11 protein-coding genes are annotated in these 12473 nt (G+C 38.8%); 4 read left to right on the forward strand and 7 right to left on the reverse strand.

Annotation, left to right across the window (positions count from 1 at the left end):
- Window positions 1–177: 177 nt before the first annotated feature.
- From ACQKL6_RS02555 to ACQKL6_RS02570, 4 genes are read right to left on the reverse strand one after another with little or no spacing between them, the layout of a single operon-like run.
- The gene (locus tag ACQKL6_RS02555) at window positions 178–1371 is read right to left on the reverse strand and encodes an ABC transporter permease (protein ID WP_402868645.1); all 1194 of its coding nucleotides are present in this window, start codon (window positions 1369–1371) and stop codon (window positions 178–180) included.
- Window positions 1371–2060: an ABC transporter ATP-binding protein gene (locus ACQKL6_RS02560; protein ID WP_427591244.1), complete on the reverse strand. Its 690-nt coding sequence runs from the start codon at window positions 2058–2060 to the stop codon at window positions 1371–1373. The genes ACQKL6_RS02555 and ACQKL6_RS02560 overlap by 1 nt, the downstream gene beginning before the upstream one ends.
- Window positions 2057–3178 (reverse strand): efflux RND transporter periplasmic adaptor subunit, encoded by a 1122-nt coding sequence (locus ACQKL6_RS02565; protein WP_427591242.1) that lies wholly within the window; start codon window positions 3176–3178, stop codon window positions 2057–2059. Before ACQKL6_RS02565 ends, ACQKL6_RS02560 begins: the two co-directional genes overlap by 4 nt.
- Window positions 3178–3852 carry a Yip1 family protein gene (locus ACQKL6_RS02570; protein WP_427650515.1) on the reverse strand — a complete coding sequence of 225 codons (675 nt, stop codon included), beginning with the start codon at window positions 3850–3852 and terminating at the stop codon, window positions 3178–3180. Before ACQKL6_RS02570 ends, ACQKL6_RS02565 begins: the two co-directional genes overlap by 1 nt.
- 361 nt (window positions 3853–4213) lie before the next feature.
- On the opposite strand from ACQKL6_RS02570, the gene ACQKL6_RS02575 reads away from it, so the two are divergent.
- The 3 genes from ACQKL6_RS02575 (at window position 4214) to ACQKL6_RS02585 (ending at window position 7657) form a co-directional block, all read left to right on the forward strand.
- Complete coding sequence (locus ACQKL6_RS02575; protein ID WP_402868651.1) at window positions 4214–4660, forward strand: nucleoside deaminase; 447 nt, start codon at window positions 4214–4216, stop codon at window positions 4658–4660.
- Window positions 4661–4695: 35 nt separating this feature from the next.
- Window positions 4696–6459, forward strand: a complete 1764-nt coding sequence (ade, locus tag ACQKL6_RS02580; protein WP_427650516.1) for an adenine deaminase — start codon at window positions 4696–4698, stop codon at window positions 6457–6459.
- A gap of 136 nt (window positions 6460–6595) precedes the next feature.
- Complete coding sequence (locus ACQKL6_RS02585; RefSeq protein WP_402988815.1) at window positions 6596–7657, forward strand: lactonase family protein; 1062 nt, start codon at window positions 6596–6598, stop codon at window positions 7655–7657.
- Between the two features lie 159 nt (window positions 7658–7816).
- On the opposite strand, the gene ACQKL6_RS02590 is transcribed toward ACQKL6_RS02585, so the two are convergent.
- The 3 genes from ACQKL6_RS02590 to ACQKL6_RS02600 all read right to left on the reverse strand — a co-directional run bounded on the left by ACQKL6_RS02590 (window position 7817) and on the right by ACQKL6_RS02600 (window position 10972).
- Window positions 7817–8614, reverse strand: coding sequence for an endonuclease I family protein (locus ACQKL6_RS02590; protein WP_402988500.1), 798 nt, complete (start codon window positions 8612–8614; stop codon window positions 7817–7819).
- A 90-nt stretch (window positions 8615–8704) separates the two neighbouring features.
- Entirely contained in the window at window positions 8705–9319 is a 615-nt protein-coding gene (locus ACQKL6_RS02595) for an NUDIX hydrolase (RefSeq protein ID WP_402868655.1), read from the reverse strand.
- Window positions 9320–9631: 312 nt separating this feature from the next.
- Window positions 9632–10972: an aspartate aminotransferase family protein gene (locus ACQKL6_RS02600; protein WP_402868657.1), complete on the reverse strand. Its 1341-nt coding sequence runs from the start codon at window positions 10970–10972 to the stop codon at window positions 9632–9634.
- Window positions 10973–11365: 393 nt separating this feature from the next.
- Between ACQKL6_RS02600 and ACQKL6_RS02605 the strand changes: the two genes are divergently transcribed.
- The gene (locus ACQKL6_RS02605) at window positions 11366–12331 is read left to right on the forward strand and encodes a D-2-hydroxyacid dehydrogenase (protein WP_427650518.1); all 966 of its coding nucleotides are present in this window, start codon (window positions 11366–11368) and stop codon (window positions 12329–12331) included.
- The last annotated feature ends 142 nt before the right edge of the window (window positions 12332–12473 follow it).

The following is a 12473-nucleotide window of genomic DNA, read 5'->3' on the forward strand; positions in this document are numbered from 1 at the left end:
AGAAAATAGAACTAAAAACTATGTTACTACCTTCAATTACAAACGTTTTGTTGTTTTTTCAATTCATGTGCAACACGGAGGTTAGCCTACCGGTATAATTGTATACCATAATAATAGCATGATAGGAGAAAAGAAGAAAAAAAACCTGTACTCAAGTACGTACAAGTTTCGAGATGCTTATTCATATCGCAAGGATTCAATCGGATTCATTTTGGAAGCCTTATTCGCCGGTAAAATTCCGAAAACAATGCCTATTGTCATGGAAAAGGCTACACCTCCAAGGACAACCTGCCAAGAAATTAGAGAGGGAAGCCCCGCAAAAAGAGAAATTAGCGTGACAACGATCCACCCTAAAACGATGCCCAACAATCCACCAATCAGTGTTAAGATGATCGATTCAATTAAAAATTGAGTTAGTATCTGTCTCCTTGTGGCTCCTAGCGCCAAACGAATGCCAATCTCTCTAGTCCGTTCCGTAACGGATACAAGCATGATATTCATTACACCAATCCCCCCCACGACGAGCGAAATGCCTGCAACAGAACCGATTATCAAAGTCATGATCCTGGTAATTTGACCAATTGCCGAAGCGATTTCTTCCATATTTATGACTTGATATGATTCCCCTGCATTGTGAATAGAATTAAGTTTGGCAGAGGCTTTTTTACCGATAGTGTTCAATTGATCAGTATTTTCTGCCTGCAACAGAATAGAGGTCACATCATTTTTACTGAAGACCGTTTTCCATGTATTAGATGGCATATACAATTGCACTGTATCAAAAGCAAGGAGCCCTGTTGATTTTTCCATTACTCCAATAATTTCAACGGGTTGCGTTCCAATCCGAATGACTTGTCCAATTGGTGATTTCCCATCAAATAAATCCTCTTGCATCGTATGGCTTGCAATGGCAACTCGTGCTCCACCCAAAAAGTCAGCAGAAGTGAAATTTCTTCCACTGGCCACATTAAGTCTATTTAAATCCAGAAAGGCATCATTTATGCCTACCACAGAACTATCGATGGATTCCTGTTTGTGGCTAACTTTTGTAAACTCTGAACTTGAAGCAACCACCCGTTTAACACCGTTAAGATTTTCAAGTATTCGGATATCTTCCTGATTAAAAGCAGCTTCATAGATAATATTCGGATTCGACTGCATTTCTTCCTCTGAGGGCTGATAAAATAATTCAACCGTATTACCCGGACCTACAATTTCCGATTTCAGCATCGCTTCCCCACCTTGCCCTATTGCAACTACGATAATGACAGCGGCTACGCCAATTATGATGCCCAACATCGTTAACATAGAACGCAATTTATGAGCTTTTAGAGAACTCAAAGCCATCGTGACATTTTCGAATACACTCATTAATCCTCCCCTCTTTCTATGAGGGTAGCAGGAAGAATTTCACCGTCGCGTACAAATATGGTCCTAGAAGCGTATTCGGCAATTTCGGCTTCATGTGTTACCACAACAATTGTGACTCCCTCTTCATTCAACTTCCTGAATTGTTCCATTATCGCCACACTTGTGATTGAATCTAGTGCACCAGTTGGTTCATCCGCTAAAATTAATTGGGGTTGTGTGACAATGGAGCGTGCAATAGCAACACGCTGTTTTTGCCCTCCAGAAAGAGCATTCGGTAGATGACTCATTCGGTCTTCAAGTCCCACCTTCTTTAATGCTTCTTCTGAACGGAATTGACGTTCTTTTTTTGAAACGCCGGCATAAATCATCGGTAACTCAACATTCTTCCAAGCAACTAGTCTTGGTAATAATTGAAATTGTTGAAAAACGAATCCTATGGATGTATTTCGGACCCTAGCCAATTCGTCTTCTGAATAACCAGAGATATTTTGGCCCGAAAGCCAATACTCTCCAGTTGTTGCTTGATCTAAACATCCGATTATATTCATCAATGTGGACTTTCCCGAGCCTGAAGGTCCCATAATCGCAACGAACTCTCCATTTTCAATGGAGAAATTCACGTTTTTCAACACATGTACATCCTCTTTACCTAATTGATACGTTTTTGTTATTCCTTTTAACTCGATCATTCAACCGTCACTTCCATTCCTTCTTCAATCTTATCCGAAGGATCGATAACAACTCGGTCGTTTTTGTTTAGGCCTTTGATTACTTCGATTTTTTCACTGGAAATGATACCAGGCTTTATTTCTTTCTTTTTTACGGATTTCCCGTCCACCATATAGACGAACATCCGTTCACCCTCATCGATAATCGCATCCATTGGAAGCACAAGTGCCTTCTTTTTATCTGTTTCAATTTCCATGAAAAGCTGAAAACCAGGCTTTAAAACATCCGTTTCACTTATTAGTTTAGCCGTTACTGGATATTGGACAGCCTGGGAATTCCCTTGACTGAGATCTGTTTTCTGAGGAATGGAATGTATATTCACAATTTCTCCTTTCCACTTCTCATCCTCAACGGCATCAGAACTAAAACTCACACTTTGCCCTTTCTTTATTTTCAATGTGTCGTATTCAGAAAGAACTCCTGAAACTAGCAAGTTACCAAGATTGCCGATTTGGATAAGAGGTTCAGCCGTACCTGTTACAGCTAAGGACTCTCCCTGTTTACTTACGGTGAGCACGACACCATCCACCTTACTCTCCACTTTCAGATCCCGTATCTGTTCATTCAACTGTTTTTCCTTCAAAAGCACCTGTTTCAACTCAATATCTGCTAATTTTGTATCCGTATCAATTTGATCGAATTCTGGATTTAATTGTTCTTCTGCTCTATCATCCCCAACTTGTTTACTTAGTTGTTTTTCCTTTTCTTCAAGTTGTTCCTTCTGCCTTTTTAACTGATTGATTTTCAAATAAGCAGATTCTTTTGATAGGTTGTTTTGTTCTAATTCAGATTCTAACTGAGGATTTTCATAAGTCAGCAGAAGATCACCTTTTTTCACTTTCTGACCTTCTTTGACTTCAACCTTTTTAAGTTCTCCCTTTTCTGTGGAGAAATAAACCGTCTGTTGATTTTCCATCGCTACACTACCTGGAATCATGATGGTGGAAGAAATATCCTCCATTTTGGGAACTATCACCGAGACCGATGGTCCTTTAGCCAAAACCTGCCGGTAAACGCTAACAGTGACCATTATTACAATAAGTAGACTGACTCCTATAATGATCCATTTCTTTTTCATTACATGCCACTAATTCCCGAGAATAAACTACCGATGAACGCCATACCTATTTGAAATAGGAAAAAAATAATAGCTATCGTCACAGCTACTCCCTTAGAGAGGTTCGCCACTTTATTTAGACCAATGGCAATCAAAACAGTGGCCCAGATGGTAAAGACCTCAAAGACTCCCAAAATCTTAGAATCCGAGTTCAGTAAACCTGCCAAACTCGTAACATACACTTCAGGATTTCCACCAATCAGCAAACGTATAAGTCCGTTTAAAAAAAGTCCTATAGCTGTGATTAAATAAATAAACGTCTTCATTGAAAATATTTGTTTAAAACTCACTTCTGAATTTGCGATTTTAGCCACTGCTAGCAAAACAGCACTGGAAATTAGAACCGATACCACTGGTGAAAGAACACCGGTAATAACCATGGTAACCAAAGTAACCATCTTAACAATTTCAACTTGCCCTGAAGGAACTTCTTCCCCAATTAATTCATTGATATCTAATGATAGACTTAAAAAATATGTACCAATTAAAAAAAGTAAAGTGATCAATAGCATTGGAACCCAAATCTTTGGCTTGCTTTTGATTCTTTCGAATTGTTCCACAGGACTTGTAATCATTCCAAACAAAGAAGGACCCTTTATCTGCTCCTGATTTAAATCTCCCAACCTTTTTCCCATATAAAAACACCTCTTCCTTGAATTTACTTACATTTATTCTACGAACAAATTTTCATTAAGTTTCAAAAAAAGTATAAATGTAAACGGGGATGGACAACTTTTTAAAAAACTAAAATGGAGAAGTTGATGATTTCACGATTTTACCGAGATGACTCGCAATACATAATCCTTTTTACCTCCCTTATTATTTCTTCCATAATAAATTTCTCAAGAATGAATGATTTAAAAAATTATTTTCAAAAATGCGTTCAACGATTTCCTAAATATGTTATATTATATATAAATTTCATGTTATGTAATATAACACAGCTTTTAAATATAAGTCGGAGGGGTGTTTTAGATGAATATAAAATTCATGGAAATGGCAGTGCAACTGGCTACTGAAAATGTGAAGAAACAAAACGGTGGTCCTTTCGGAGCCGTGATCGTAAAAGATGGGGTCATTATAGGAAGAGGCTGCAATAATGTCACTACGGCGCTTGACCCCACTGCACATGCTGAAATCCAAGCTATTCGCGATGCTTGTAAAAACCTGAACAGCTTTCAGCTTACAGATTGTGAAATCTATACTAGTTGTGAGCCGTGCCCGATGTGTATTGGTGCTCTTTATTGGGCACGACCTAAAGCAATCTATTATTCTTGTACAAAACAAGATGCAGCTCAAATCGGGTTTGATGACGATTTTATTTATCAAGAGCTTGCGATCCCAATGGAAAACCGCTCCATCGCCATGCATCGTATAGATTTCACCGACCATGATTTACCATTCCGCACATGGGAATCTCAAGCAGTTAAAGTGGAATACTGACAATAAGCCTAAGTCCAGATGAGGAGGAGGTCTCTTTGAAATCACACTTAATGAAAAAGAGAATGGACGTTGCAGCAGGTAGAATACCTGCTGATTACGTCATTAAAAATGGGAAAATCATTGATGTATTCAATGGGGAAATTTATACTGGCGACGTTGCTATAGTAGATGGTTATATTGCAGGTATTGGGAATTACGAGGGAATCTCTGAAATAAATGCCGCAGGTAAATACGTATCACCTACATTTATCGACGGACATGTTCATATTGAATCATCCATGGTACGGCCTTCTGAACTGGCCAAAGTTCTACTTTTACATGGAGTAACTTGCGTCGTGGCGGACCCACACGAGATCGCCAATGTATCAGGAAGGAAAGGGATACAATATATGATTGAACAATCGGATCACCTCCCTTTCGACTTTTACTTTATGATGCCATCTTGTGTTCCGGCAACTGACTTCGAGGATGCGGGCGCTGTTTTAAAAAGTGAAGACTTATATTCTTTTTACAAAAATCCGCGGGTGCTTGGTTTAGCTGAAGTGATGAACTTCCCAGCCGTATCCAATGCAGATGATGATATGATTCAAAAAATCATCGATGCATACAAGAATGAAAAAAAGATTGATGGTCACGCTGCCGGACTTACTGAACAGCAACTCAATGTATATATGGCTGCCGGTATCCAAACCGATCACGAATGCACCACCGCAAAGGAAGCAAGAGACCGACTACGGAAAGGAATGTATCTTATGATTCGGGAGGGAACTGTAGCAAAAGACTTACGAAATCTGCTCCCTGCCGTTACTGAACAAAATTCCCGCCGTTGTTTATTCGTCACCGATGATCGCCACCTAGATGATCTTGTAACTGAAGGTAGCATTGACCACAATGTCAGAATTGCCATAGAAGAAGGAATCCCCGCTCTGACCGCGATTCAAATGGCAACAATAAATGCCGCCGAATGCTTCGGGTTAAGAGAACATGGTGCCATTGCACCTGGATATAAAGCCGACTTTCTATTATTCGAAGATCTCCAATCCATCCAAATTCAATCCGTTTTTAAAGATGGCAAACTAGTTTCTAAAGATGGCCAGTTAGTGAACTTCCCTGAAGCCCCGAAACACAAGTTGGAGGAAAAATTAACACAGACGGTACACCTTCAAGATTTGTCAGATATAGATTTTCATATAACCTTACACAATGCCCTTGCCAACCTTATTGAAATCATACCGAACAGTCTAGTTACAAAACATATAATCGAACCGGTCGCTCTCAATCAAAATGGCCTATTTCAATTTTCCCCCTCCATGGATCACGTAAAGCTTGCTGTTATAGAACGGCATCAAAAGACAAAAAAAATCGGCCTTGGAATCGTCAAGGGTCTTGGCCTACAATCAGGTGCAATCGCCACAACGGTTTCCCATGACTCGCACAACTTAATTATCGCTGGTACGAATGACCAGGATATGCTGGTAGCTGCTGAGGAAATAAAAAAAATGCAGGGAGGATTAGTCATTATCCAAGATGGTAAAACTCTTGCCTCCCTACCTCTTCCGATTGCTGGACTAATGAGTACAGGGACGTATGCGGAAGTTTTACACAACTTAAAGGAAATGAATCACGGGTTATTGAAGATTGGTGCCAACAGACACTTTAATCCATTCCTGACGCTTGCTTTTTTAGCGCTTCCCGTTATACCTGAAATTAAATTAACAACACAAGGCTTATTTTTAGTTTCATCATTTCAACATATATCAAACCAAGCCAGTACATCTAAAAAAATCGAAACCATATAAAATCTTCACTAAACGAGTACCTTTTTCTGTTTCAGCAAAATTTTATTGTTAATTAAGATTCAACTCCATTAAATTCGGGGAAAGATATATGAGTTCATCGTATGTTAAAATAAACTCATTATCTTTCTAGGAGGGAATCAATATGGAAAATCCGAAACAAACCTTTACCGGATACATCGGTACTTATACGAAAGGAGACAGTAAAGGCATTTATCGTTTCACACTTGATAGTAACGAAGGGAAGATTACAACGCCCGTCCTTGCTGCTGAATTAAAGGATCCTACTTATGTAACGATTAGTGAAGACAAAAAACATTTGTACGCCATCTTAAAAGAGGCCGGTAGCGGCGGTGTTGCTGCATACTCTATTGATGAAGGATCAGGTGATCTTACTTACTTAGGTAAGGAGCTAACTCCTAATGGATCCTATTGCCACATTAGTATCGATAGCAAAAAAAATGTTTTGGTCACAGCCAATTACGGAGATGGGATTATCGAAGCTTACAAACTTAACCCCGACGCAACACCTGCTTCAGTATCATCCACGATACGCCATACCGGAATGGGACCTAACAAAGAGCGTCAGGAAAAGGCACATGCACATTATGCAGGCTTTTCACCTGATGAAAAATACATTGCCGTCGTTGATCTTGGAATCGATCAAATAAACACATATGGAATACATAATGGAGTATTGGAAAAAGTTAATAGTTTGGCAGTCACTCCTGGAAGCGGGCCAAGACACCTAACCTTCCACCCTAATGGAAAAATCGCTTATGTTATGACAGAACTTGCACCTGAAGTCATTGTATTGGCGTACGATTCCCAAAATGGAAGTTTTTCAGAATTGCAAACCATCCGGACAGTCCCAGAAAATTTCCGTGAAAACAATCAAGGAAGTGCGATCCACATATCTGCGGATGGGGAGTTCGTTTATGCAGCAAATCGTGGGCATGATAGCATCGCTGTCTTCCAAACCGATAAAAAAACCGGAAAACTAACCTTGGTTGAATTAGTTTCAACAGAAGGACACTGGCCACGTGACTTCGCCCTTGATCCTAGTGGGAAGTTCCTTGTTGCCTCTAATGAGGAATCAGGGACCTTGACGTTGTTTTCTCGAAATGATATAAATGGTAAATTAACGTTACTTCAAAAAGATATCCAAGTGCCATTCCCAGTTTGCGTGAAGTTTCTTTAAACCCTTTTCATACCATATAAAAAATAAAAGGATTGAAGCAGTGGAAGCTGCTCAATCCTTTTTGAGTTCATTATCCTGTAGGCTTCTTTCAATATAACATTCAAGAGAAACCCTAACCTCATGTCCATACATATTTTAGTTCGTAAAACAAACGTCTTTTTAAGTCCACTCACCTGCCATTTCGGGGAAATCGATAAATGGGTTGCGATTCCCTTGTACTTCGAATATGGCCTGATTACGATGTTTTTCATATAAGTTAACCGGAAAACGATGATGCCAGTCCAATAATAGATTGATATCGATATTCTCTTGATCAATAATCCCTTCATATCGCAGTAAAAAATACAAAGTGGCCCTCGCTACGATTCCTTTTCCATATTCAGGCTCAAATTTTCCTTTTTCAGCTTTGCCACATCCGGCTTTTATCCCTCGTACTTGAGGTTCTGGGGAATAGTCCACAAAGTCATGATAAGGGGAATTCCCGCGGCTACTATTACAAGTTGGCTCACAGGCAAATAAATGATGTAAGTCCCCTCTCATCGGTTCTTTTTTACTAAACCATGATTGAGGAACGACATGTTCACAATTAAGAGACATACTATTAACCTCAAAGGATTGACTTCCTTTCGTTAACAGTTCAAGAACTCGAATATCTGCTTCTATGACTTCGACAGGATCCATACCTTTACCGGAATACAAGCTTTTCAGCTTTCCATCTTCCTGAAGATCAACCCATGGATATAAAAAACGATGGGGTGAGTAACTCGGCTGGTTTACATGAGTACTTCTTAACAAGGAGTTTAAGTGTTCCCTAGTCCAGGGACCGCCAAGATAATAAATTTCCCGACTTTTCAAATCTTTTATTTCATCATAGTACTCATGGCTCACTTTATATTTTTTAAGCTCTGCTATAGATTGTTCTCGTTCAATTTCCAATCGTCTCAGCGTGTATCTCATCCCTCATCCCCCTCTTCATCAAAAACCGTTTTTTACCATATATATAGTTTATTTGGATTTACTGATAAAGAAAAGGTGCTTTAGAAGGGTCTAACGTAGAATTTTAATAAAGTGGGTAAGTATGGTTGCCGTCATTCCCCAAATGACACGGCCTTCATATTGGTAGAAATATTCTTTCGTCTGTCTTGGTTGCCATTTATAATTCTCTCCACCAACAACTAAATCGTGTGGAAAGTTTTCTAATGGCTCGACTTTAAAATTCACATGATATATCTCTGGGGGCTTTTCCATGAAAAACGAAAGTGGAACAGTAAAGACCGTTTCGACTTCAGATGGGTTGGGTGCCAATGGTTGATCACCTCGGATAAATCCCACATATGGGTACACAATCATCCCAAAAGGGGATACAAGATAATCGATTGGAAATACATTATATATATCCTCTTTTGCCACACCTAGTTCTTCGTACGTTTCACGAAGGGCAGCCGTCTGCTCATCCATATCAAGATGATCAATTCTTCCACCAGGAAAACAAATATCCCCCGGTTGCCTTCTCAATTGATGTGAGCGCTCTTCAAACAGGACGTGTATGCCATCCTCCTTTTCGATAAGCGGTACTAAAACTGCATATTTTGCAAAGTCCCCACTGCCTAAAATAACAGGCGTATGTAAAGTTAATTTTTTCGTTATTTCTTCATTGTTCATGAACCACACCTCTTCTGAGAGTTAATCATTTTTCTAGTTCTTGTCTACATACTTTTATTATGTACCAAAAAGACCATTTTTTTAAACCAAAAAAGTTGATAGCCCCTTCCATTCAAATGAAGTGCTATCAAACTATCAATTTAATAAAGAAAAATGGCCTGTATCTCTTTACTTTACAAGAGAGCTAACTTAACGCTAAGCACCCTTAAACAAAATATTTTTTATTATATCATTTCCAATGGCTAATAAACAAAAAGAAAGAACAGAATGAGATATCTTCTGTTCCGCCTTAATACATTTCCGTTTCTATCTTTAAAACTCAGCTAAAGTTCGCTTTAAGGTTGTTACGATGAAAGAATAATCCTCTTCGGTGATACTTAACGGGGGTGCTAGTGTCAATACATTATTAAAACCTGCTACCGTATCGCCATTTTTTCCGATGATCAATCCATTTTCCTTGCAAGAAGCAATAATTTTATTGATTTTGGATAATTCAATCGGTTTTTTCGTTTGCTTATCTTCTACAAGTTCAATTCCGACTAACAAGCCTTTACCACGTACGTCACCAACATTAGGGTGGGATTTCATTTCATCTAAATCCTGCAAAAGGCGAAGGCCTAGTTCTTTCGAGCGTTCAATCAAATTTTCTTTTTCATAGATTTCCATATTTTTTAAGGCGAGTGCGCAAGAAGCAGGGTTACCACCGAATGTATTTACATGCCGAAAACGGTCATAATCTTCTGTACCTACATATGCCTCATATATTTCCCGTTTGACAGCCGTTGCGGATAAAGGAAGATAGGCACTTGTAATCCCTTTTGCCATCGTAATGATATCCGGCTGTACATCATAATTCATAAAACCGAACTTCTTACCCGTACGACCAAAACCACAAATCACCTCATCTGAAATCAGCAAAACGCCATTTTTATCGCAAATATCTTTAACCTTCTTCATATACCCCTCTGGAGGCATAAGAATACCTCCACCTGTAATGATTGGTTCCATAATAACTGCAGCAACAGTTTCACTCAATTCCCATGTGATGGCACGTTCAATTTCAGAGGCACTTTTCTCTCCACTTTCGTCCTCTGGATTTCGATATGAATCAGGAGGCGTCACATGAAGAAAACCTGGAGCAAGCGGTTCGTATTTATATTTTCTCTGTGCCTGACCTGTTGCTGCCAACGCCCCCATTGTATTCCCATGATAGGACCTGTAACGAGAAATGAATTTATAACGGCCATGTTCCCCTTTTTGCTGATGATACTGCCTTGCAATCTTAAATGCTGCTTCATTCGCTTCTGAACCGCTGTTGGAAAAGAAAATTACATAATCACCGCCGAGCCAATCATTCAATTTTTCTGCCAGTTTAATAGCTGGAATATGACTATTCGTTAAAGGAGAATAGGGAAGTTCCTTTAACTGTTCATAAGCTGCTTCAGCAAGTTCTTCCCTTCCATATCCTACATTGACACACCATAAACCAGACATTCCATCCAGATAACGATTTCCATCAATATCAGTAATCCAAGCCCCTTTACCTTTTTCAACTACCATCGTTCCTGGATTTGGTCCAGCACCTTTCATATTATGCCAAATATACTTTTCGTCCATTTGTTGTAAATCCTTCAATTCTTTTTTAACTTGCATAATCCTCTGCACCCCTTTCTATTCTATAAAGAAAGGTCGAACCTGATATGTTTCGACCCCTATTTCGTATGAGTATTTAGCCATAAATCGCTTTTTTCTTTACGGTTGCTGGATCCCACCTTTTCATTCTTGACCTCTGATTCCATCCGAAAGATATTTCTTGTTTTCATTATATTTTTTAAACGGATTTTTTACATTAGACGTTTTGTATAGTAAACGATTGAATATTTAAACATTTTGTTCGCCGTGATAAACCATCATGGTGAATATCAAAGTTTTTATCTCCTCTTCAAATTTCCCTCACATATAAATAGCCTATAAAAGGCACTATCATTGTATTCCCAAAGAAGTTTACGTATAATTCAGAAAAGTGAATTAGATGGGAGGATTTAAATGAATAAGCGGAAAATCATTATAAGCCAGGACTTGAATGAACAGTTGCTGAATCAAATTAAAGAGTTGATTCCGGAGTGGAATATTATAATAGGGAGAAATCCAGCGATATGGAAGAATCATATTCATGAAGCTGAAATAATTGCAGGTTGGAAAGCAGAAATGAAGCAACCCATTATACAAGGGGAAGGAAAAAATTTAAAATGGGTACAGACATGGAGTGCAGGAGTAAATGCTTTGCCACTGGATATCCTTGAAAAAGATCATGTTCAGATTACGACGGCAAATGGAGTTCATGCCTACCCTATTTCTGAAACTATTTTCGGCTTACTCCTTGCTTTCACTAGAAAAATTGATACGTATGTTAAACAACAACAGAAAAAAAACTGGCATCACGCTCATATGAAACAGGAAATTCACAATAAGACTATCGGAATCATAGGGGTTGGGAAAATTGGTAAAGAAACGGCGAAGATTGCCAAAGCCTTCGGGATGACGGTCATCGGAGTTCGCCAGTCAGGTATGCCAGAAGAATTCGTGGATGAAATGTTCAAACAGGACCAATTACAAGATGTTCTTCCTAAATGTGATTACGTAATCGTCACTTTACCTCTAACCTCTAAAACAAGGAATATGTTCGGCACAGATGAGTTCAACTCGATGAAGTCCTCTGCTTTCTTCATTAATGTTGGTCGTGGCCCAATCGTAATTGAAACCGACTTGATACAAGCCCTTGACGCTCATCAGATTGCCGGTGCGGGGCTTGATGTATTTGAAACTGAACCACTTCCAGAAACTAGCCGATTATGGGAGATGGATAATGTCATCATGACTCCACACACTTCAGGAAATACTGAATTTTACGATCAACGTCTAATTGAAGAAATCTTTATACCGAATTTAAAGAACTACCTTTCTGGTGAAAGCCCTGAAATCAATTTATTAAATTATAAAAAAGGTTATTGACGGGATTTACCATGTAAATAAAAGGATCAATACTATATCCATTGCAAAATCCGACAGTATCTGTTATTCTTAAAAAGAATTATTTTTGTTCTTGAAGATTGATAAGTGAAACACTTTCCTTCTGAAAATTGAGCAAGGGTAG

This window comes from Peribacillus sp. NPDC097197, assembly GCF_050278025.1.
Classification (GTDB): Bacteria; Bacillota; Bacilli; order Bacillales; family DSM-1321; genus Peribacillus.